Origin of the sequence: Devosia sp. MC521, from assembly GCF_014127105.1 — a bacterium.
Lineage (GTDB): Bacteria > Pseudomonadota > Alphaproteobacteria > Rhizobiales > Devosiaceae > Devosia.
This window is the reverse complement of the sequence record NZ_CP059902.1, coordinates 1,758,509-1,780,483: the sequence shown is the minus strand read 5'-3', so window position 1 is coordinate 1,780,483 and position 21,975 is coordinate 1,758,509. Positions and strand designations below refer to the sequence as shown.

Sequence of the window (21,975 nt, the reverse complement as noted above, 5' to 3'; positions counted from 1 at the left end):
GAAATTTCGAGGGCCGATCTACCCTACTAGATCAGCAGTAGCTTGCTGGAAAATCAATCTAATTTTTCAGGGCAACGTAGGAAATTGATGTTGCTGCTGAGCCGCCTTTATTGGCAGTCGCGCTGCACAACAGTGCGGTGTCTGCGCCACTCCAGATGCCAACACAGCGCCCATCGTGCGGCCCTTAAAGGCCAGCAAGACGCCCATATGAGGCCAATTGGTGCCACTGTGGTCGCGTAGCCCCAAGCACGCGAAAAGGGCCGCTATTCCAAAGCATTGCTATTGATTCAGCCTAAAAGGGAAGCCCCGGCAGCGCATAAGAGCATTGACGGCTCTCGGGGTGTCTCGCTCTGTTGGACGGTGTATAACGGCCCTCTGCCGATATTGAGGTCGCCGGTTGGGTATCCCGGCGCTGCTTTTGCAGTACTCGTCGCACTGCGTCCCAACGGCTCCATTAGATTTTTAGTTTGCACGGCAAGGGCCTAGGTCCGGGCTGGTGCATTTTGTATTGGAGAGGCGCATGCTTCCGAAAAAGACAACTCTGGTTCTGCAGCTGAGCATGACCTTCATGATGGCCTTTGTGATGTCGGGTTCGCTCGGCTTTATTACTGCCGGAACAGACTTCCTAAGCCATTGGCCAAAAATGTTTTTCATCGCTTGGCCGCTGGCATTCATCTGGACCCGCATTATCAACCCGATCGCGTTCAAAATTGCATTCAAGTTCGCCCCGCCGCACAAGCAGGGTGGCGCTGCTCCGCAGCACTAATTTTGCTAGGAAAGCCGGGGCTCTGCTCCGGCTTTTTTGTTTGTGTGGGCGCTGGCTCGACCGTATAAGCGGGGCAAATTCTCGTCTTCTGCCCTCGGGCCAATCCGGTTTTTGCATGTTTAATTTTGCCAACTACCGCGCCGAATGGGTGCGGGATGTGCGGGCGGACCTCTTGTCTGGTCTGGTCGTTGCGCTCGCGCTAGTCCCTGAAGCCATTGCGTTTTCGATGATTGCTGGCGTTGATCCGAAGGTCGGACTATACGCGTCGGTGGTGATTTCCATCGTCATCGCGTTTTTAGGCGGGCGTCCGGCGATGATCTCGGCAGCGACGGCGGCGACAGCGGTCCTGATGGGGTCGCTGGTGCGCGATCACGGGCTCAATTATCTGCTGGCGGCCACTATTTTGGCAGGGGTTCTGCAGTTGGTCGCCGGGTGGTTGAACCTGCAAAACGTCATGAGGTTCGTTTCGAAGTCGGTCATGTCCGGCTTTGTAAATGCCCTCGCCATCATGATTTTTATGGCGCAAATGCCCCATCTCGTGGGTGTGCCGTGGCTCACCTATCCGCTGATCGCGGTATCGCTGGTCATCATCTATCTGTTCCCGCGCCTGACCACGGCGATCCCATCGCCGCTGGCAACAATTCTCATCATTGGGGTGGTGGCCTATTTCGCGGGCTTCGACATTCGCTATGTCGGAGACATTGGTGAGTTGCCTAATGCCTTGCCAAATATACTCATTCCCGATGTCCCGCTAAGCCTCGAAACCCTCCTGATCATCCTGCCTTATTCGGTGGGCGTGGCGGCTGTTGGCTTGCTCGAAAGCCTGATGACGGCACAGATTATCGATGAGGAAACCGATACGAATTCCTCAAAACGTCAGGAAACTTTCGGACAGGGCATTGCCAACATTGTGTCGGCATTTTTCGGCGGCATGGCCGGATGTGCCATGATTGGTCAGTCCGGGATTAACGTTCGCTCCGGTGGCCGTGGCCGCCTATCGACATTCCTTGCAGGGTTCTACCTGCTGGTTTTGTTGGTCGCTGCGGGGGACTTGCTCAAAGTTATCCCCATGCCTGCGCTTGTGGCTATCATGATCATGGTGTCGATTGAGACGTTTGATTGGCGGTCAGTGCGTAATTTGAAGGATCATCCGCGGTCCTCCTCGATTGTCATGCTCGCGACGGTTGCTGTGGTGCTTTACACCCATAACCTCGCCATTGGCGTCGTGGTTGGGGTCTTGTTATCGGGAGTGTTTTTCGCCTGGAAAATCGCGCAGATTTTTGGAGTGCGTTCGGAATTGAGTGCCGACCAGACCACGCGGGTCTATCACGTCGAAGGCCAGCTCTTCTTTGCCTCAGCGGAGCGTTTTGTCGGGGCCTTTGATTTCACCGAAAAACTGGAACGCGTGGTGATCGATCTCACCCATGCTCATATCTGGGATATTTCCAGCGTCGCCAGCATCGATAAGGTCGTGGCCAAATTCCGTTCCCTTGGCACGCAGGTTCAAATCTCGGGGATGAATAAAGCCAGCGCGACCATCGTCGATGAGTTGGGCGCGAAGCACACCAAAAATCCAGACATTTTGCTCGAAAACTAATGTCGGGACCGGTTGGCGCGGATTGTTTGGGCAAGGAAGAAGGCGCTATAGACCGCTAGGGCGATGAACAGGGTTCGGATGCCCATGTGGCTATAGAACCAAGCCCCCAATGCTGCGCCGCCAAATAAGGCGAACCAAATGGCGATGTGTTGCAGCCAGCGCCATTTGGGGCTTTTTCCGCGAAGTGCAAGAGCCAAATCCTGGCCCGCCACATAGAGCGTTCCAGTGACGAAGGTGGCACCGAGGCGCACCGTGCCACGTGCGGGGAGAATGGCGTTTTGCGCGCCAGCGGCCAGCGATAACAGCAAAAGAGATTGTTCGGGTGGAATGCCTGCCACCATGAGGCCGAGCGCCGCTGCGACGGCTAAAGCGGTGAAGCCGGTAACCAAAGTTGAGGACCATCGAGTCTGTGCTGTGGCCAGAAACGTCGCAATGGTGCTGCCCAAGAAGAAAAGCGCGATGAGCGTCAAGGTCAGGGCGAGGACCGAATATTCGCCGTTAAAGAGAGCGGCAGCCCCTTGCGTGGTGTTGCCGCTCATGAAGCTCGTAAAATAGCCGCCCAGTTCGATAAAGCCGACAATGTCGACTAATCCTGCGGCTCCGGTCAGCACCATTCCGAGGATGAGGTGTTTCGCCGGAGTCATTGGTGTTTACGCAGAGAGCCTTGCGCCGATGGTTTTTGCCAATTCGGCCAGTTCTACATCATCGCCGCGTCCCGAGGCATGGGCACCTAGGGCTTGGCCTTCATAGGCTGGAATAACGTGGAAATGCAGGTGGAAGACGGTTTGCCCAGCCGGTGCCTCATTGAACTGCGCAAGGCGAATACCGTCGGCAGTGGTCACGGTTTTCACCGCATTGGCGACGCGCTGAACCAGTGGTATCACGGCCGAGAGCGCAGCAGGATCGGCGTCGAGTAGGTTACGGCTTGGAGCCTTCGGGATGACCAGCGTGTGACCCTTGGCTTGCGGAAAAATATCCATCATCACCAGCGCGGTCTCATCCTCATAGACCTTGTGGCACGGCATCTCGCCCTTGAGGATCTTGGCGAAAATATTGGTTGGATCGTAGGTCATGACGAAGACTCTGTGCAGTGAAGCGTTTGGTTCTATGTAGGCGGGCGTTGCGGCTTGAGGGAAGGGGCTTTAGCAAAGGGGACTGGCAAGGATCAGTTCGCACGCCCTTACCCATCCTCCCTCTGTCCTCCACCTCCGTCATTGCCCGACATGATCGGGCAATCCAGCGCGATGCGGGGCGATCTGGATCGCTCGGAGGAGCGGGATACTACTGCCGCTCGCCTTTGCGAAACGGGGTGTATTCTTCTAACTCGATCTGAGATCGCAGCACCGCTTTTCGCTCATGAATGAGGAAGTCATCCACCACCGCGAGGCGGTGTTGTATCGCGAAATCAATGGCTTGGTAGTAGCAGATCTCGAAGTGCAGGAAGGGCACGTCACGCGTGGCGCCCCAGTTGCGGCCGTAAAGCGTGTCCTTGCCGATGAAGTTGATCGCGCCGGCAATTGATTCATCGCCGTCATAGGCGAAGATGAGCAGGATGCGGTCGGCCATGGTCTCGCCCAGACGCGAGAAGAACTCGCGATTGAGATAAGGCCGCCCCCATTTGCGCGCACCAGTGTCTTCATAGAAATCGTAGAAGGCGTCCCAATGGTGCTCTTTAATGTCCGAGCCGGTTAGCCAACGGGCAGTCAGGCCATCGGCTAGGGCATCGTTGCGTTCGCGGCGGATGGTTTTGCGCTTACGGGACGCCAATGTTTCCAAGAAGTGGTCGAAACTCTCGTAACCGCGATTGAACCAATGAAATTGCGTGTCAGTGCGCCGGAGCCAGCCCAAATTGCCCGCCAATTCGGCTTCGCTCTCGGGTACGAAGGTGAGGTGGGTGGAGGAGGCGTTGAGGCGGTGCGTCAACTGCTGTGCGGTTTGCAGTAGGGCGGCCTGCGCATCCAAATCACCATTCGGAACCAATAGCTTAGGCGCTGTTGCTGGCGTGAAAGGTACAGAACCCTGAAGCTTGGGATAATATTTCCCGCCAGCACGTTCCAAGGCGTCAGCCCAGCCGTGGTCGAAGACATATTCGCCCATGGAATGGGATTTTAAAAACAACGGCATAAGCCCGATTGGCGCGCTGTTCTGGTCCTGCAACACAATGTGCTGCGGTAACCAGCCGGTTTCCGCTGTGGCGCAGTTGGATTGCTCCAGCGCCAGAAAGAAAGCGTGGTCGAGAAAGGGATTGTCCACAACGCCATTGGTTGAGGGCACAAGGCTGTTCCAGACATCGGCTGGAATGCTGGCTGTCGTGGGGTGAATGTGCGCCGAGAATTCGTTCAAGCTCACGCCGCACTCCACGTCTCAAATTGCTTATGTTTGAATATGCTATCTGCAGGCCGGAGCTTCAAGGGAAAGCAAAGGACCAGGTGCGTCTCGCGCTACCCAGCCCCTTGAAACTTAAATGAAATGCAAATTTAGACTTCGATTACGGCGTCGATTTCGACAGCTGCGCCGAGCGGCAGCGAGGTTACGCCGAAGGCGGCACGAGCATGGGTGCTGACTTTCTCGCCAAACACGCCGACGAAGAGGTTGGACGCGCCATTGGCGACGAGGTGCTGTTCGGTGAAGTCAGGTGTCGAAGCGACCAGAACGGTCAGCTTGACGACGCGCTTGACGTCTTCCAGCGCAATGCCGGCCGAGTGGACGATGTGGGCCAGAATATTGACGGCGCAGAGCTCCGCAGCATTGCCGCCCTGAACCACATTCATCGTGTCGCCAAGCAGGCCCTGGACGATGCCATTGGCGTCGCTGGAAATTTGGCCGGAGATGAACAGCAAATTGCCAGTGCGAACGACAGGGGCATAGCTGGCCACTGGTGCCTTTGGGGCAGGAAGTTCGTAGCCATATTCGCGGAGCTTCTCGATGGGGGTGGTCATCTGATCTTGCCTTCCAAGTCGTCTGCTTCTTGTTCCGAACTCGCCTCCGGCGGCGTGCCGGTGCGAGCATTATAGAGTTTTCCGCGCATAACCGCGGTTCGGCCAAATTTGGATCGAACACGATCCATGGCCCTTTCAGCTGCCGCCTTGCGCGCCACTTGGGGCTCAAGGAGGTCAATCGGGTCGATGCCAGTGGCCTCGTCGAGCCCTGAAATGCCAATGCCAATGAGGCGGAATGCGGTTCCATCCACCTCCTTCTGCATCAGGCTCAGGCCGTTCTCGTAGAGGACATTGGCCAGCTGTGTGGGCATCATCAGGTGTCGCGCGCGGCTTCGCAACTTAAATCCAGCTGTTTTGAGCTTTAGGGTAACGGTATCACCCACCAGATTTTTGGTTTTGAGCCGTTCCGAAAGTCGCTCACAGCACTGCAAAAGCTCTGTTGAGAGTGCCTCTATATCGGAGAGGTCGTGGTGGAAGGTGGATTCTGATGACACCGACTTCATCGAGCGGTCCGTCGAGACTTTTCGGGCATCCTGACCTTGGGCAAGGCGCGACAGGCGCGCGCCCGATTCTCCGTAAAGCCGCATGAGCCGGTGCGGGTCTTCTGCCTGCAGCTGGCCGATGGTGTAATAGCCATCGCGTTGAAGCGTTTCCGCGAAAACCTTGCCGACGCCAAAGATAATGCTGATCGGCTTGTCATGCAGAAAGCTTAGCGTCTCCTCCGCCCCAATAACAGCGAAGCCCCGCGGTTTATCGAGGTCGGATGCGATTTTAGCCAAGAATTTGTTATGGCTTAGGCCGACCGAGATGGTGACGCCCATCTGATCCGAAACAGCTTTGGCGAACTTGGCCAGCATGACAGCTGGAGGCGCTTTGTGTAGCGCCGTAGTTCCGGTGAGGTCGAGAAACGCTTCGTCAATCGACAAGGGCTCCACCACTGGCGTCATTGTATCCATCAGCGTGCGAATTTCTCGGCTGACGGCAACATATTTGGCCATGTTGGGTTTTATGACAACGGCGTCGGGGCAGAGCTGCAGGGCCTTGAACATCGGCATAGCCGAGCGCACCCCCGACTGGCGGGCAATGTAGCAGCATGTGGAGACGACGCCGCGCGTGCCCCCGCCGATGATCAGCGGCTTGTCACGCAGCGAGGGGTCGTCGCGTTTCTCCACTGACGCATAAAATGCGTCGCAGTCGACGTGGGCGATGGAAAGGTCAAACAGCTCGGCGTGGCTACGAATGCGCGGCGAGCCGCAGCGAGGGCAGCGATTGGGGGCTGCTGCTGCCGCTCCGGTGCTCAGGCAATCGCGACAAAGCCAAGCGCTCATCTATCCCTCGGGATTAAGCTTGTGCCAAATGCGCATGAAGTTCTCCGGCGTCATCCCGGTGTTCGCGCATAGGGCGAGCAGAATCGCTTCGTTTGATGCAAAATAGTCGATAAGCCCATGTTGCAGCATTTTCGTGCCGACGGCATTGCGTAAAGCCTGTGGGTCGATGCCTGCATGCTGCATAAATGCCAAAAGCTCTTCGGGATGCTCGGCCAGATAGGCTAGGCAGGCGTCGGCTGTGCTCGACAAATCTGGGGTAACGCGCTCAGAAATCGGCACCGTCCGGCCTCATTTGGTTTTTTGTAACGGTTTCAATGCTAGCTGATGTGCGTGGCGAAGCGAAGAACCGAGCAGCGTTCAGCCACCGTTTTTGGGGTGCGTAGTTTGTACCCAAGTGAGGGAATATGCCTAAGTCTGTGATGATCGTCGAAGACAATGAGCTGAATATGAAGCTCTTCAACGATCTTCTGGAGTCGCGTGGATACACGGTCATCCAGACTCGCAATGGCGTCGAAGCGCTCGATTTGGCGCGTGCGCATATGCCTGATCTGATCTTGATGGATATCCAACTGCCAGAGGTTTCGGGCCTTGTTGTCACTAAGTGGCTTAAGGACGATGAAGAACTGGCGCATATCCCAGTTGTCGCGGTCACTGCTTTCGCCATGAAGGGCGATGAAGAGCGAATTCTTCAGGGCGGCTGCGAGGGATACATTTCTAAGCCAATCTCCGTGTCTCACTTTCTGGAAACCATTGCCGGTTATATTGGGCCAGCCTGATTTTCCTTGCAGGGAAATCTAGCGAGGTTTTAGTGGCTCGACACGAACGGGGGGAGCTTGTTCGTGGGTCGCATTTATCTGGGGTAGTGGTTTGACCGCGCGCGTACTTATCGTCGATGACATTCCAACGAATGTGAAGCTGCTCGAAGCGCGGCTGCTGGCTGAATATTACGACGTGGTTACGGCCAATTCGGGCGCGAAAGCGCTCGCCATCTGCCAAGAGCAAGATATCGACATCGTCCTTTTGGACGTGATGATGCCTGAGATGGATGGCTTTGAGGTCTGCCGTCGGCTGAAAGCTGACCCTAAGACGCAGCACGTGCCTGTGCTGATGATCACAGCACTCGATCAGACCTCGGATCGGGTGCAGGGGCTCGACGCCGGAGCTGATGATTTCCTGTCAAAGCCTGTGGATGACACGCAGCTTCTGGCGCGCGTAAAGAGCCTGGTGCGGCTCAAATCGCTGACCGATGAGCTGCGGGCTCGGGCGCAAACCAGCCAGCAGATTGCAGCCGAAGATGCGCTGCAGGCGATGAACTCTATTTCCGCTAAAGATGGCTCGATCTTGATCGTTGATACCGATCGCCGTCATGCGGAGCGCATTGCAGGCTATCTGCAAGCTGAGCATCGTGTCGAAATTCTCACCGAGCCTATGGACGCGGTGTTCCAAGTCGCTGGTGGCAGTTATGAGCTGGCCTTGGTCAGCATGAGCCTCAAGGACTTCGATCCGCTCCGTGTGTGCTCGCAAATTCGTACGGTTGATCAAGCCCGTGGCCTGCCCATTATTTTGATGGCCGATGAGGCGGACAAGCCCAAGGTCGTGCGTGGGCTGGATCTGGGGATCAACGACTATATATCGCGCCCTGTTGAACGCAGCGAACTGATGGCGCGGGTGCGCACCCAGATCCGCCGCCAACGCTACGCGGACGTTCTTCGAGACAGTGTCAATTCCACCATCGCTCTTGCGATAACCGATGAGCTGACGGGCCTCTACAATCGTCGCTATTTTGATCGGCACATGAGCCTCGTGATGGCGAAGTCGCTTGAGCAAGAGCGCGATGTTGCGGTGATGATCCTCGACATCGATCACTTCAAGTCGGTCAACGACAACTATGGTCATGACGTTGGCGATGCGGTGATCCGTGAATTCGCAGCGCGGTTGCGCCGCAATCTTCGTGGCGTCGATATGGCGTGCCGTTTTGGCGGTGAAGAGTTCTTGGTGCTGATGCCGGACACAGACGTTCGCGTAGCGGAATTGGTGGCAGAGCGCGTGCGTGAGGCGGTTGCTGACCGTCCATTTGAGGTTGGCCTGAGCCGTCCTATCTCGATCACCATATCCATCGGCATGGCGCTCTATGAGAACATGGATGATACGCCGGAGGTCATCATCAAGCGGGCTGACGTGGCGCTCTATAGGGCCAAGCACGCAGGTCGCAACCGCGTCATGGTCGACGCGGCGTAAGTCCCGTTAGGGTTAGCTGTTATAATTAACGGTAAGAACTCATTGGCCCTCAGCCAGTGAGGCGCTAGGGTCTTCATGACGGTTAGGGCGTGATTTAGCGCATCTATACCCGTGAAGTTCCCTAGGCATATCTCAGGTCCGCCGCAACTCCTGAGTCGCCCTGGGACGGCTGGTTCGGTGACGCACAGAGTGGCCTTGTTGTCGTTGTATCCCGAACCAGCCACCTCTTCTTTTTAATCCAACAGCGCAAAACAAAAGCCCCGCAGAAACTGCGGGGCTTTGTTTATTCCGATAAGGAATAGCCAGATTACTTGATCTTGGCTTCCTTGAATTCCACGTGCTTGCGGACAACTGGATCGTACTTCTTGAAAGCGAGCTTTTCAGTCTGGGTACGTGCGTTCTTCTTGGTCACGTAGAAGAAGCCGGTGTCGGCCGTCGAGACGAGCTTGATCTTGATAGTGGCGGCCTTAGCCATGATTGTGGTCCTTCACAAAGCGAAAGCGCTGCAGCAGGGCAGCGCCGAATTTGGCCGCAAACTACTAATTTGCGGTCGAAAGTCAAGTGTTGGCGTCAGTCCTTCTGACCTGTTCCAAAGCCATACATGCGCAAAGACCACTGTAGGCCTACAATTGCACCCTTAATGGAGGGAAGCATAATCAGGGGAAGAACGATTGCGAGCGGAATCATCGTCAGCACATAGGTGATGGGCTGGATCTGATGGGTCATGTCGAGGTGCAACATCAGGAAGACGATAATGTGGCCCACGATGGTGATCGCGACGTAGGGAGGCAGGTCGTCAGCACGGTGATGTCTGAGTTCCTCGCCGCAAACATTGCATTCGTTTGCAACTTTGAGATAGCCGGCGAACATCTTGCCCTTGCCACAGTGCGGGCAACGACATAACGCGCCACGCCACATGGCCTGACCAACGGTACGTTCGGGAAGAACTGCGCTGTTTTCAGTCATGACTACCTCTTTCTGCGTCCCTTGGGGCCGAAGCTATTAGATGCGCCCTTACGCAGGGGGCGTGTAGGCGGCTTATTGCCGCGCTTGCCCTCAGAAAGCAACTCAAAGCGCAATGAGCCGGCCACGGGGGAGGCTTCGACGAGGCGAACTTCGACTCGGTCGCCAAGCGTGAAGCTTTCGCCTGTGCGCTCGCCAACCATCGCCTGGCGTTCTTCGACGTAGCGATAGTAGTCCTTGCCAAGTGTCGAGGCAGGAATAAAGCCATCGGCACCGGTCTCGATCAATTTTACGAAGAGGCCTGAGCGGGTGATGCCGGAGACACGACCCTCAAAGCGTGCGCCGATCCGCTCCGAAAGAAATTGCGCAAGCAGACGATCGGAAGTTTCGCGTTCCGCCAACATGGCGCGGCGCTCAGTCGTCGAAATGTGCTGAGCAATGCCACTGAGCTTGGTCTGCTCCTGATCCGTCATCCCATCGTCACCAAGGCCCAAAGCGCGGATAAGCGCTCGGTGCACGATCAAATCGGCATAGCGGCGGATGGGCGAGGTGAAGTGGGCGTAGCGGTCGAGATTGAGCCCAAAGTGGCCGTAGTTCTCCTTGGAGTACTCAGCCTGAGCCTGGGAGCGCAACACCATTTCCGACACTTGCTCGATATTGCCCATGTCGCGGGCCTTGCCGAGGATGCGGTTGAAATCGACAGCGCGGATGTTGTCGGCCTTCTTGACGCTGATATCGAGGCTGCCCAAGAACTCGCGCAGCGCGTGGAGTTTTTCGGACGATGGTTCATCGTGAACGCGATAGAGCAGCTCAGTGCGCTTCTGCTCCAGCGTTTCGGCAGCAGCGACGTTGGCCGCAATCATCATCTCTTCGATGAGACGATGCGCATCGAGACGCTCAGGGATGAAAATGTCCGCGACCATGCCGGTCTTGTCGAGCTTGATTTTGCGTTCGGGCAGGTCAAGGTCGAGGGGGCCACGGGCATCGCGTGCTTCTGACATGGCGCCGTAGGCCATCCACAGAGGCTTGAGGATCGGCTCCAGCAAAGGCCCCGTCTGATCGTCCGGATTGCCGTCAATGGCCGCCTGTGCCCGCTGGTAGCTGAGTTTAGCTGCTGAGCGCATAAGAATGCGATGGAAGCTGTGGCTCGTCTTCCGACCGCCAGCGTCGAGGACCATACGAACGGCCATGGCCGCGCGCGACTCGCCTTGCTTGAGCGAGCAGAGCTCATTGGAGATGCGCTCGGGCAGCATGGGCACGACCCGATCCGGGAAATAGACCGAATTGCCGCGCAGATAGGCTTCGCGATCGAGCGAGGTCCCTGGGCGGACATAAGCTGCAACGTCGGCAATCGCGACAGTGACGACATAGCCGCCAGGATTGGCTGGATCGGTATCGAGCACAGCGTGAACCGCGTCATCATGGTCCTTGGCGTCTGGTGGGTCGATGGTAACCAGCGGCAAGTCGCGCCAGTCTTCACGGCCCTTGAGCGTTGCTTCCTCGGCCTCTTCTGCTTCGCGGGTGACAGAGGCGGGCCACTTGTTGGGAATATCGAGATTGTGGATTGCAATCAGCGACACCGCGCCTTCGGACTTTGGATTGCCGATGACGGTGGTGACGCGAGCACGCGGGATCATCAGGCGCCCGGAGAGCTTAACGTCGACCTCTACGAGATCGCCGTCTGAGGCATCGCCAAGGTCGCCAAGCGGGATACGCATTTCTTTCTGCTTGCGATCAACCGGAATGAGACGAGCGCCTTCCTCATCCATGCGGACAATACCGATGTGGCCGCGACGGGGCTTGTCGAGCACCTTCATCGGCTTAGCGGTGTAATCGGGCACAATGTCTTCGCCAGCGTCAATGCGGGCCAAGATGCGGTCGCCTGGAGCGGGTGCAACGCGAGAATGCGAATCCACCAACACGCGAACGCGTGGGATTTCACCTTCTTCCGGGTTCCACTGCGCTGGGAAGGCGTGGAGGTTGTCTGGGTCTGCGTCCGTCGGAATGTCGAGGACGGTTACATGGGGCAGGGCGGCGGTACGGCGCAGCGCCTTGCGGGTGCGCGTGATGACGCCTTCACCCTCAAGGTCAGAGAGCAGTCTTTTAAATGGCCGACGCATGTCGCCGCGAATGCCAAAAACTTTGGCCAGATCGCGCTTGCCCTTAATATCGTCTTCCTGCGCCAATGCTTCTAGGATCTGTTCCTTGGTCGGCAAGGCATCGGCGGCGGGCTGACGGGAGCGCTTTGGGCCGGATGTGTTTTTTGCTTTTGGTGTCTTGGCCATGGTCTATTCTTTGGGAGTTGCTCCCTATGTAGGCGAATAAGGGTGGTTTTCCAACGCATACGGGTGATTTGCTGGGCAATAAGTGCCGAGTGCGACCCCGGCAGCGCTTATCAGTCCCGGTAAAACGGGCCTCTACCCCTTGTGAACCGCGACTTTCAAAGGTTAGGTGTTGGTTAACGAAACTGCGAGAGCGCGTGTATGTCCGCTGAAATTCTCACCCTCTTTTATGCCGTCGGCTTGGGATATTTGTTTGGCTCGATTCCATTTGGGCTGATCCTGACCCGTGCGGCGGGGCTTGGCGATATTCGTCAGATCGGCTCTGGCAATATCGGCGCGACGAATGTGTTGCGCACCGGGAATAAGAAGATTGCCGCGCTGACCCTCATTCTGGACGCATTGAAGGCAGTTGTTCCTATTCTGCTTGCGCGCCACTTTTGGGGTGAAGACGCTGCACGCATTGCCGCTGTTGGTGCTTTCTTCGGGCACTGTTTTCCTGTTTGGCTCGGTTTTAAGGGTGGCAAGGGCGTTGCGGTCATGATTGGCTCGCTTCTGGCTCTCGCGTGGCCGGTGGGGCTGATTTTCTGCGCTGTTTGGTTGCTGCTGGCCTATGTTCGCAAAATCTCGTCGCTGGCGGCGCTAACCGCCGCTGCAACAGCCCCGATCTTTGCCTATCTGTTCGTGGGCGCAGGGCTGGCGATTGTGGTGCTGATTTTGGCGCTGCTCTTGTTCTTCCAGCATCGTGAAAACATCGCACGTCTGATTAACGGCACGGAGCCCAAGATCGGCGGAAGCAAAAAGCCTGCTTGATGACTTGGCGCCGGGAAGGGGATAGAAACCCCTCTCCGGCGCAAAGACTGGCCATACTCAGACTTATCCGTACGGATAATATTGGCCCGATCACGTTTCTCCAGCTTCTTAGCCGATTTGGCTCAGCGGAAGCGGCCCTCAAAGCACTCCCTCAAATTGCGAAGCGCGCCGGCCGGCCCATGGTCGCGTGTACGCTGGCGCGCGCCGAAGACGAGTTTGCCGATATAGAGCGGCTCAGGGCGCGTTTGGTGATTGAGGGGGATAGCGACTATCCCAATCTCCTCAGCCACATTGGCGGTGCGCCGCCGGTTCTCACTGTTCACGGTGGGGAGAAACTTAATTGGCAACGCACAGCGGGCATTGTTGGGGCGCGCAACGCTTCGTCGGCAGGCATAAAAATGACGCGGCTGCTTACGGAAGGTTTAGGACAGGCAGGTTTCACCGTCGTTTCTGGACTGGCCCGAGGCATTGATGCGGCGGCACATTGGGCGGCTCTTGAAACCGGCACAGTCGGCGTGTTGGCGGGCGGCTTGGATCGGATCTATCCGCGCGAGCACCTTCAGTTGGCTGAAAAGATAGTCGATGGTGGCGGGGCGCTGGTCAGCGAAATGCCAATGGGTTGGGAGCCTAGGGCGCAGGATTTTCCGAGACGTAATCGTTTGGTTTCTGGGCTGTCGTTGGGCGTCGTCGTTGTCGAAGCCGCCAAGCGGTCAGGTTCGCTGATCACCGCGCGCCTAGCCTTGGAGCAAAACCGTGACGTCTTTGCAGTGCCGGGGTCTCCGCTTGATCCGCGCGCTGAGGGCGGAAATTTGCTCATCCAACAGGGTGCGCGGCTGGTCAGTTGCGCGCAAGACATTGTCGAGGTTCTGCAAGACTTTGATCCGGTCCGGACAGCCCTCTTCGAGCCGGAATGGCACCCTGACTTTACGGGGGTAGACGATGTTGAACCGGGCGAGGATGTGCGTGCACGGCTGAGGCAGGCACTATCCGTCGTGCCCACCCCAGTTGATGATATTCTGGCCCAGATCGAGGTGTCGCCCGCCGCGCTACAAATGCTGCTGCTCGAACTCGACATTGCTGGCGAAATCGAATGGTCGAGCGGCCAGTTGGTCGCTCTTCGTTTTATGTGAAAATCGGCTCTTCGTGGAGCTGGATACCAAAGCGGTTTTTAACTTCGGTTTTGACGTGTTCAGCCAATTTGGCCACATCGGCCTGTTCGCCATGGGCGTGGTTGACCACAACCAATGCGTGGCGCTCGGAAATACCAACCGGCCCGAGCTTGTAGCCCTTAAGCCCCGTTTTTTCGATCAACCAGCCCGCTGATAACTTTGTGCGACCATCGGACTGCGGAAAGTTCGGTGCTGTTGGAAACTCGGCCAAAACCGGAGCCGCGGCATCGCGTCCAACGATGGGGTTTTGGAAAAAGGAGCCTGCATTGGGTTCGGTGCGGTAGTCGGGCAGCTTTGAGTTGCGTAGGGCAACGACCCGTTCCATGACGATTGCAGGCGTCACCAGCGGAGTTTCGGACAAATCCGAGAGCCCAGCGAAGCCGAGGTTGGCGCGCCAAGCCTTGGCTAGTCCCAAGCGAATTGCGAGCACAACATAACGATTGGGCTCTTCTTTAAAGACGGAATGGCGATAGGCGAACTTGCACTCTTCTTTTGAGAAGGTGCGCGTGGTGCCGGTTTGCCGATCCCAAGCCGACAATTCGAGGAAACTATCAGCCAGTTCGGCGCCATAAGCACCAATGTTCTGGACCGGAGCCGCGCCTGCGGTGCCTGGAATGCCCGCTAGATTCTCAAGCCCGCCGAAACCGAGGCCTACGGTGAATGCGACGAAGTCATGCCAATTTTCACCGGCGGCCGCCTCAACCACGATGTGTGTTTCTGTTTCTTCAACAAGCTGGCGCCCCTTAAGGGCAATGACGGCGGTGATGCCCTCAAAGCGCGGAGCGAGTACCACATTGGACCCGCCGCCAAGCACTTGGACAGCGATGCCCGATGTGTTGGCGTGCGCAAAAAGCGCAGGCAAGTCGTCGATATCGGTGATTTCGATGCCGAAACTCGAGCTGGAGCGCAGCGCTAAAGTGTTGCGATGGGTCAGGTCGAAATTGGGAATCAAGCGGTCATGAATTTCAGTCATTGCGGGCCTAAAAATCATTGTTCGGGCCCCGAGGGCAAGACCATGTCTATAAGGATACGTTGACTTCTAATTGCGGCTTGACCATGTTGCGGCCTCTTCCCTTAGGCATTTGCGGAACGCTTACCCATGAAGGTCGTCGTCGTTGAAAGTCCGGCTAAAGCCAAGACAATCAACAAATATTTAGGCAAGGACTATGAAGTTCTAGCCTCCTTCGGGCACGTTCGTGACCTGCCAGCGAAGGATGGTTCGGTACGTCCGGACGAAGATTTTGCCATGTCTTGGGAGGTCGACACTGCTTCAAAAAAGCGGTTGAGCGATATTTCTTCCGCGCTGAAGGGGGCCGATGGCCTTATTCTGGCGACTGACCCTGATCGCGAAGGCGAAGCCATCTCTTGGCACGTTCTCGATGTTCTGCGTCAGAAGAAGGCGCTGAAAAAAGATATGACGGTGCAGCGCGTTGTGTTCAACGCGATCACCAAGGACGCGGTGACGGCGGCTATGGCGAAGCCGCGTGATATCGATATGCCACTGGTCGACGCCTATCTGGCGCGACGCGCACTCGACTATCTTGTCGGCTTCACGCTTTCCCCGATTCTCTGGCGCAAGCTGCCCGGTTCGCGTTCGGCGGGCCGTGTGCAGTCTGTGGCCTTGCGCCTCGTGTCGGACCGCGAAGCCGAAATCGAAAAATTTAAGGCCGAAGAATATTGGTCGCTGGAAGCCAAGCTTTCCCAATCGGGTAAGAGCTTCTTGGCGCGCCTTTTGTCGGTTGACGGCAAGAAAACCGATAAGCTCGATATCAAGACCGGCGAGAATGCTGCGGAGCTCAAAAAGCTCGTCGAGGCTGGCCAGTTCAACGTCTCCAACGTTGAAAAGAAGCCAACCAAGCGCAATCCGTACGCGCCGTTCACGACGTCCTCTCTGCAGCAGGATGCGTCATCGCGTTTGGGGCTGTCGCCCTCGCGGACGATGCAGATTGCCCAGCGCCTCTACGAAGACGGTCTAATCACTTATATGCGTACCGACGCCGTGCAGATGGCCCCTGAGGGGATCGCCATGGCGCGCTCGGTCATTGGCAAATATTTCGGCGACGAATTCCTGCCGGAAAAGGCCCGCATTTATCAGACCAAGGCCAAGAACGCACAGGAAGCGCACGAAGCGATCCGCCCAACGGATATGTTCAAGCGCCCAGAACAGCTGCATCTCGATGCGGATCAAGCCAAGCTTTATGGTTTGATCTGGCGTCGTACACTGGCCTCGCAGATGAAATCGGCTGAAATTGACCGCACCACGGTCGATATTTCGGTGAACGTGCCGGGCCGTGTCGTTGGCCTTCGTGCGACTGGCTCTGTTGTCACTTTCCCGGGCTTCCTAAAGCTCTGGGGCGTTGAAGCGAAGTCTGACGAAGACAACGAAGACGAAGACGATCGCGAGCTGCCGCCACTCGCAGTTGGTGATAAGCCAAGCCTTCAGTCCGTTGATATTGAACAACATTTCACTCAGCCGCCGAGCCGTTACACCGAGGCGAGCCTGATCAAGAAGATGGAAGAACTCGGCATTGGCCGTCCTTCCACCTATGCTGCAACGCTGTCGACACTCAGGGACCGCGATTATGTGCGGCTCGAAGGCAAAGCACTGCATCCGGAAGATCGCGGGCGCATTGTTACCGCTTTCCTCGAAAGCTTCTTCAACCGCTATGTCGAATATGGCTTCACCGCCGGATTGGAAGAGCAGCTCGACCAAGTTTCGGCGGGTGAGCTGGAATACAAGGTGCTGCTGCGTGATTTCTGGAAGGATTTCACAGCGGCCACTGAAGAGATCAAGGATCTGCGCGTTTCAGAGGTGCTTGACGCACTCAACGACATGCTCGCAAGCCGCATTTTCCCGCCAAAGGAAGACGGATCAGATCCGCGCGTTTGCCCAACTTGTGGTGAAGGCCAGCTTTCGCTGAAGCTCGGTAAATTCGGTGCCTTTATTGGTTGCTCGAATTATCCTGAGTGCAAGCACACTATGCAGCTCTCGGACGCGGCCAATGGCCAGAGCTCGGAAGCCATGGCAGGCGACGGCGTGTTGGGAACGGACCCAGAATCGGGCGAGGACGTCTTCCTCAAAACCGGTCGTTTCGGTCCTTATGTGCAGCTCGGCGATGGCAAAGAGCCAAAGCGCTCATCGCTGCCGAAGGGGTGGGATGCGCCATCTCTGACGCTTGAAAAGGCTCTGCAATTGCTGAGTCTGCCACGTGAAGTTGGTCTGCACCCGGAAAGCGGCTTGCCAATCCAAGCTGGTCTTGGTCGCTATGGACCGTTCATTCTGCATGACGGCAAATACGCCAATTTGCCGGACGTAGAAGAAGTGTTCACTGTTGGCATCAACCGTGCGGTTGATCTGATCGCGCAGAAGGCCGCTGGCGGCTTTAAGCGTGGTGGCGGCACGGCTGTGGCAGCCATTCAAACATTTGAGCACGACGGTGGGCCGATTACGGTTCGCGCGGGTCGCTATGGCCCCTATGTGAACCAGGGCAAGATCAACGCGACCATTCCGAAGGATGTTGCGCCAGAGGCCGTAACGCTTGATCAGGCGATTGCCTGGATTGCGGCGCGCGCTGAAGTGGCAGGTACCAAGAAGAAGGCCGCGCCGAAGAAGGCGGCTGCTAAGAAGCCTGCCGCTAAGAAGGCGACCACCAAGAAAGCCGCTGCGGCTGAAGATGGTGCCGAAAAGGCTGCGCCTAAGAAGCGTGTAACCAAGAAGGCTGCCGCTGCTGCCGAAGACGGGGTGGAACCTCCGGTCAAGAAAACTGCTGCGAAAAAGGCCCCGGCAAAGAAGGCCGCGCCAAAGGCAATCGATCCAGAAGACGTACCGTTCTGAGGTTTGGTCGAACGAAATTGAAAAAGCCGCCGGGGTTCTCGGCGGCTTTTTTGTTTTGGGCCTGGTGTTAGCTCTAGCCCATGGTGCGTTCGATGACCGAGAGCCAGTTGTCTTGGGCGATCTTTCTGACCAGGGTCTGGCCGTACCCTTTGTCGAGGAGGGCTTTGAGAAGTTTTGGGACGCCGGTAACGTCTTTCAACTCCTTAGGCATTTGCGCGCCGTCAAAGTCACTCCCGAGCGCCACGCCGTCTTCACCCAAAGCGTCAACGAGGGCGTCGATATGGCGGACCATAATCTCAAGCGGTGTGTTGGTGTCCCATTTGCCGTCAGGACGGAGGAAGCCAGTGGCGTAGTTGAGGCCAACAACGCCCGCAGACTCCTTGATCGCGGCTAGCTGCCAAGCGGTCAGATTGCGAGCGCTGGGGGAAATGGCGTGGACGTTGGAATGGGTGGCGACCAAAGGCTTGGTGGAAAGGCGCGCTACATCGCGGAAACCAGCAGCGTTAAGATGGGAGAGATCGATCATTACCCCGCGCTTGTCGCAGAGTTTTATGAGGTCCTTGCCCGCGTCCGTAAGGCCCGGGCCGATGTCAGGATCGACATTGTGTAGGAAGGGGACGCCGGTGCCAAAAACATTGCCGCGGCTCCAGGTAATGCCAATGGAGCGTAGGCCTGCGGCGTAGAGCACCTCAAAGCTATCGAATTTCACATCGATCGCCTCCGCGCCTTCGATATGAAAAATTGCCGCTAATTTTTTGTTTTTAATGGCATTTTGCACGTCACCTGCGGTGCGGCAGACGGCTAGGGCGCCAGCGCGTTCGAGTTTGTAAAGCAGCGAAACCATTTCGATGGTCGAGGCAAGCGCATCGCGCACAAAGAGATTGGGAGGGAGTTGACCAGCGGAACTCGTGGGGCTGGAGACAACTGAAGCCGCGTCGGCCTTGAGCGGCGGCGGGAAAATGGCGAAGAAGCCACCCGTCATACCGGCCTGATTGGCGCGGGGAAGATCGAGCTGGCCATCTATTGTGCCGTCGACAAACATTGCGATTTTGTCGGGCCGCGAGCTGTCTACCAGGCGAAGCAGGGTATCGTTGTGGCCGTCGAAAAAGGGAATGGTCATCGAATCGTCTCCGTCAGACCAAGACGGTAGCCGCTTCTTGTGGTGAAGTTGAGTAACGGACGCTCAATAATGAAACGCCGCCTCCCGAAGGAAGCGGCGGTGTTCATGTAAAGCTTGAACTCAGTCTTGGTGGGTGAAGACGGTTTTACCGCCCACCAAAGTGCGCATCACCTTGCCGGTCATGCGCGCGCCTTCAAAGGCGGTGTTGCGCGACTTGGAAACCAGAGCGCTCTCTTGCACCTGCCAGGGGTAGTCGAGATCTATGAGGACCAGGTCTGCCGGCGCGCCTTTAGCAATGCGACCGCTTTCAAGGCCGAGAATCTGGGCTGGGCGGATTGTCATAGCTTTCAAAACGGTATGCAGGTCCAGATCGTCCGAGTGAACGAAGCGCAGCGCCGCGGCCAAGAGTGTCTCCAAACCAATCGCGCCATTCGAGGCTTCAGCGAATGGACGGCGTTTCACTTCACTATCCTGCGGATCGTGATCGGAATGGATGGTGTCAATGACGCCAGACCGCAGGCCTTCGATGAGCGCACGGCGGTCGTCTTCGCTGCGCAACGGAGGGTTTACCTTGAAATAGGTGCGATAGCGACCGATGTCGTTTTCGTTCAGGCAGAGGTTGTTGATCGAAACGCCCGCGGTTGCCTTGGAATTGCGCGACTTCGCAAACTTCAGCAGCGTAAGCGAGTTCTCGGTCGAGATTTGCGCTGCGTGGTAGCGAACGCCGGTCGCGAGTGCGAGCTGAAGATCGCGCGCCAATGGCACGGTCTCCACTTCGCGCGATAGGCCCTTCAAGCCCAGAACGGTGGCAAAGAGTCCTGAGTTCATTACGCCTTCACCAGCCAGATCGGCGTCGAAAACGTGGTGAACGAAAGGCATGTCGTAGTTGGCAGCGTAACTCATGGCGCTGCGGAGGAGCGAATTCGACTGGATCGAACTTGCGCCATCGGTGAGGCACACAGCCCCAGCTTCCTTAAGAAGGCCGAACTCGGTGATTTCCTTGCCCTGAAGGCCCCGGGTGATGGCTGCAGAGGGCAGCACGCGAGCGAGAGACTGTGCTTCTGCGCGACGGATGAGGAAGTCGACAATTGCACTGTCGTCCACCACAGGCGTGGTGTCGGGCATCATGACGAAGCTGGTGACGCCACCGGCGACGGCGGCCTTACCGGCCGAAGCCAAAGTCTCGCGATACTCTTTGCCGGGTTCTCCGACGAAGACGCGCATGTCGATAAGGCCGGGCGCAAGCACCTGACCATTTGCGTTGATGACTTCGGCGCCGTCTGGCACGCCAACGGGACCGTTGAGTGCGATGTCTGTGATGACGCCGTTTTCAATCAGAACCGCGCCGGGATGATCGGTGCCGGAGGCTGGATCAACAATGCGGGCATTTTCGATGAGGACGGGCCGGGTCATGCGTCGTTCCTATTGAGCAGAGCATCGAGCACGGCCATGCGTGCGGCAACGCCCATTTCCACTTGATCGGTGATGACTGAGCGCGCGCTATCGGCGATCGCTGGGTCGATTTCGACGCCGCGGTTCATTGGACCGGGGTGCATGACGATCGCGTCGGACTTCGCGAAGCCGAGCTTGCGTTCATCGAGGCCGTAAAAGTGGAAGTATTCACGCACCGAGGGGATCATCTTGCCGCTAGCGCGTTCATGCTGCAGGCGCAGCATCATCACCACGTCCGCGCCCTTTAGGCCCTGTTCCATATCGGTATAAACCTCAGTCGCGAGGTGTTCTATGCCGGAGGGCAGGAGGGTTTTTGGTGCGATGACCCGGGTGCGAACATGGAGCGCTCCGAGGAGCAGTAAGTTCGAGCGGGCAACACGCGAATTGGCGATGTCGCCGCAGATTGCAACGGTCAGGCCCGCAAGTGTGCCCTTGTGGTTGCGAATGGTGAGGGCGTCGAGGAGAGCCTGGGTCGGGTGCTCGTGCGCGCCGTCGCCCGCGTTGACCACCGAGCAGCCAACCTTCTGGCTGAGCAGTTCGACCGCGCCGGAAGAACCGTGACGCACTACCAGCACATCGGGGCGCATGGCGTTGAGCGTGGCAGCGGTGTCGATCAGCGTTTCGCCTTTAGTGACGGAGCTGGTCTTCACCGACATGTTCACGACCGTAGCGCCGAGGCGCTTGCCCGCGATTTCGAACGAGGACTGGGTCCGCGTCGACGGCTCGAAGAAGAGGTTGATTTGTGTCTTCCCCGCCAAAGTGTTGAGCGACTTACGCTCTTGGCGGCTGACAGCAATCATCCGTTCGGCACGATCAAGCAGTTCGATAATCTCGTGCTGCTTGAGGTCGGCAATAGAAATCAGATGGCGCTGGCGGAAGGGCGGGAAGTCACCGGATTGCCCGGCGACGGATGGAGAAGTGTCCTGCGGCATGTCGCATCCCTAGCGATTTGGTGCGGTCTATCGGCTGGGGGCGCGATGAGCAAGCCCCTCACGAATTTATCCCCGCCGGAGCCGGTCCAGCGCCCCCTGCAGAATATAGCTGGCGGCCAGTTTGTCGACCACTTCGGCGCGACGGTCACGGCGCATATCTGCGTCGATCATCATGCGCGTGACGGCAGATGTGGAGAGGCGCTCATCCCAATAAGCAATGGGCAAGTTGACCTTGGGGGCGAGGTTGCGGGCGAAGGCGCGTGTCGATTGCACGCGGGGGCCTTCCGAGCCGTCCATATTGAGGGGGAGACCCAAAATGATCGCAACGATTTGATTCTGTGCGATCAATTCGATGATGCGCTCAGCGTCCTGAGTGAACTTGGTTCGTTTGATGGTTTCAATCGGGGTCGCGGAGTAGCGCATGCCATCACTGATCGCGACACCAATGGTTTTCGTGCCGAGGTCCAACCCCAAAATCTTGCCGGAAGGCGGAATGTCGGAGAGCGGATTATTGTCGTCGGTCACTGAATGGGTACTCATTGGA

21 protein-coding genes are annotated in these 21,975 nt (G+C 57.2%); 7 read left to right on the top strand and 14 right to left on the bottom strand.

Translation table 11 applies throughout. The annotated features are described in order from the left end of the window. Positions 1–520 precede the first annotated feature (520 nt). Positions 521–766: a DUF2798 domain-containing protein gene (locus H4N61_RS08490; RefSeq protein WP_169193827.1), complete on the top strand. Its 246-nt coding sequence runs from the start codon at positions 521–523 to the stop codon at positions 764–766. Between the two features lie 115 nt (positions 767–881). Then, positions 882–2,363, top strand: a complete 1,482-nt coding sequence (locus H4N61_RS08485; RefSeq protein ID WP_182395770.1) for a SulP family inorganic anion transporter — start codon at positions 882–884, stop codon at positions 2,361–2,363. Here the strand turns inward: H4N61_RS08485 and H4N61_RS08480 are convergent. The 6 genes from H4N61_RS08480 to H4N61_RS08455 all read right to left on the bottom strand — a co-directional run bounded on the left by H4N61_RS08480 (position 2,360) and on the right by H4N61_RS08455 (position 6,909). Then, on the bottom strand, positions 2,360–3,007 hold the full coding sequence (locus H4N61_RS08480; RefSeq protein ID WP_182395768.1) for a YoaK family protein: 648 nt from the start codon (positions 3,005–3,007) through the stop codon (positions 2,360–2,362). The two genes, H4N61_RS08485 and H4N61_RS08480, sit on opposite strands and share 4 nt — an antisense overlap. 6 nt (positions 3,008–3,013) lie before the next feature. Continuing rightward, positions 3,014–3,436, bottom strand: coding sequence for an HIT family protein (locus H4N61_RS08475; protein ID WP_182395766.1), 423 nt, complete (start codon positions 3,434–3,436; stop codon positions 3,014–3,016). Between the two features lie 208 nt (positions 3,437–3,644). After that, positions 3,645–4,664 (bottom strand): GNAT family N-acetyltransferase, encoded by a 1,020-nt coding sequence (locus H4N61_RS08470; RefSeq protein ID WP_248306603.1) that lies wholly within the window; start codon positions 4,662–4,664, stop codon positions 3,645–3,647. A gap of 176 nt (positions 4,665–4,840) precedes the next feature. Further along, positions 4,841–5,302: a RidA family protein gene (locus H4N61_RS08465; protein WP_169193832.1), complete on the bottom strand. Its 462-nt coding sequence runs from the start codon at positions 5,300–5,302 to the stop codon at positions 4,841–4,843. Continuing rightward, positions 5,299–6,630: a DNA polymerase IV gene (locus H4N61_RS08460; RefSeq protein WP_182395762.1), complete on the bottom strand. Its 1,332-nt coding sequence runs from the start codon at positions 6,628–6,630 to the stop codon at positions 5,299–5,301. Before H4N61_RS08460 ends, H4N61_RS08465 begins: the two co-directional genes overlap by 4 nt. Next, on the bottom strand, positions 6,631–6,909 hold the full coding sequence (locus H4N61_RS08455; protein ID WP_182395761.1) for a DUF3572 family protein: 279 nt from the start codon (positions 6,907–6,909) through the stop codon (positions 6,631–6,633). It lies immediately after the preceding gene. Positions 6,910–7,034: 125 nt separating this feature from the next. On the opposite strand from H4N61_RS08455, the gene H4N61_RS08450 reads away from it, so the two are divergent. Together H4N61_RS08450 and H4N61_RS08445 are read left to right on the top strand one after the other, a co-directional pair. Further along, complete coding sequence (locus tag H4N61_RS08450) at positions 7,035–7,406, top strand: response regulator (protein ID WP_169193835.1); 372 nt, start codon at positions 7,035–7,037, stop codon at positions 7,404–7,406. Between the two features lie 91 nt (positions 7,407–7,497). Continuing rightward, complete coding sequence (locus H4N61_RS08445) at positions 7,498–8,868, top strand: PleD family two-component system response regulator (RefSeq protein WP_182395759.1); 1,371 nt, start codon at positions 7,498–7,500, stop codon at positions 8,866–8,868. 307 nt (positions 8,869–9,175) lie between these two features. On the opposite strand, the gene rpmG is transcribed toward H4N61_RS08445, so the two are convergent. The 3 genes from rpmG to rnr all read right to left on the bottom strand — a co-directional run bounded on the left by rpmG (position 9,176) and on the right by rnr (position 12,116). Beyond that, complete coding sequence (rpmG, locus tag H4N61_RS08440; RefSeq protein ID WP_046104197.1) at positions 9,176–9,343, bottom strand: 50S ribosomal protein L33; 168 nt, start codon at positions 9,341–9,343, stop codon at positions 9,176–9,178. Positions 9,344–9,438: 95 nt separating this feature from the next. Continuing rightward, positions 9,439–9,834 (bottom strand): DUF983 domain-containing protein, encoded by a 396-nt coding sequence (locus tag H4N61_RS08435; RefSeq protein ID WP_169193837.1) that lies wholly within the window; start codon positions 9,832–9,834, stop codon positions 9,439–9,441. A 2-nt stretch (positions 9,835–9,836) separates the two neighbouring features. Then, on the bottom strand, positions 9,837–12,116 hold the full coding sequence (rnr, locus tag H4N61_RS08430; protein WP_182395757.1) for a ribonuclease R: 2,280 nt from the start codon (positions 12,114–12,116) through the stop codon (positions 9,837–9,839). Between the two features lie 198 nt (positions 12,117–12,314). On the opposite strand from rnr, the gene plsY reads away from it, so the two are divergent. Next, complete coding sequence (gene plsY, locus H4N61_RS08425) at positions 12,315–12,923, top strand: glycerol-3-phosphate 1-O-acyltransferase PlsY (RefSeq protein WP_169193839.1); 609 nt, start codon at positions 12,315–12,317, stop codon at positions 12,921–12,923. Next, entirely contained in the window at positions 12,923–14,053 is a 1,131-nt protein-coding gene (dprA, locus tag H4N61_RS08420) for a DNA-processing protein DprA (RefSeq protein ID WP_182395755.1), read from the top strand. The genes plsY and dprA overlap by 1 nt, the downstream gene beginning before the upstream one ends. Here the strand turns inward: dprA and murB are convergent. Continuing rightward, positions 14,046–15,065, bottom strand: a complete 1,020-nt coding sequence (gene murB, locus H4N61_RS08415; protein ID WP_169193841.1) for a UDP-N-acetylmuramate dehydrogenase — start codon at positions 15,063–15,065, stop codon at positions 14,046–14,048. The genes dprA and murB overlap by 8 nt on opposite strands. A gap of 126 nt (positions 15,066–15,191) precedes the next feature. On the opposite strand from murB, the gene topA reads away from it, so the two are divergent. Continuing rightward, on the top strand, positions 15,192–17,927 hold the full coding sequence (gene topA / locus H4N61_RS08410; protein ID WP_169193842.1) for a type I DNA topoisomerase: 2,736 nt from the start codon (positions 15,192–15,194) through the stop codon (positions 17,925–17,927). Positions 17,928–18,000: 73 nt separating this feature from the next. On the opposite strand, the gene H4N61_RS08405 is transcribed toward topA, so the two are convergent. From H4N61_RS08405 to ruvX, 4 genes are all read right to left on the bottom strand, one after another. Continuing rightward, positions 18,001–19,047, bottom strand: a complete 1,047-nt coding sequence (locus H4N61_RS08405) for a dipeptidase (protein ID WP_182395754.1) — start codon at positions 19,045–19,047, stop codon at positions 18,001–18,003. A 120-nt stretch (positions 19,048–19,167) separates the two neighbouring features. Continuing rightward, positions 19,168–20,460 (bottom strand): dihydroorotase, encoded by a 1,293-nt coding sequence (gene pyrC / locus H4N61_RS08400; RefSeq protein ID WP_182395752.1) that lies wholly within the window; start codon positions 20,458–20,460, stop codon positions 19,168–19,170. Next, positions 20,457–21,431 carry an aspartate carbamoyltransferase catalytic subunit gene (locus tag H4N61_RS08395; protein WP_169193845.1) on the bottom strand — a complete coding sequence of 325 codons (975 nt, stop codon included), beginning with the start codon at positions 21,429–21,431 and terminating at the stop codon, positions 20,457–20,459. The genes pyrC and H4N61_RS08395 overlap by 4 nt, the downstream gene beginning before the upstream one ends. A gap of 66 nt (positions 21,432–21,497) precedes the next feature. Next, the gene (ruvX, locus tag H4N61_RS08390; protein WP_169193846.1) at positions 21,498–21,971 is read right to left on the bottom strand and encodes a Holliday junction resolvase RuvX; all 474 of its coding nucleotides are present in this window, start codon (positions 21,969–21,971) and stop codon (positions 21,498–21,500) included. Positions 21,972–21,975: the final 4 nt, after the last annotated feature.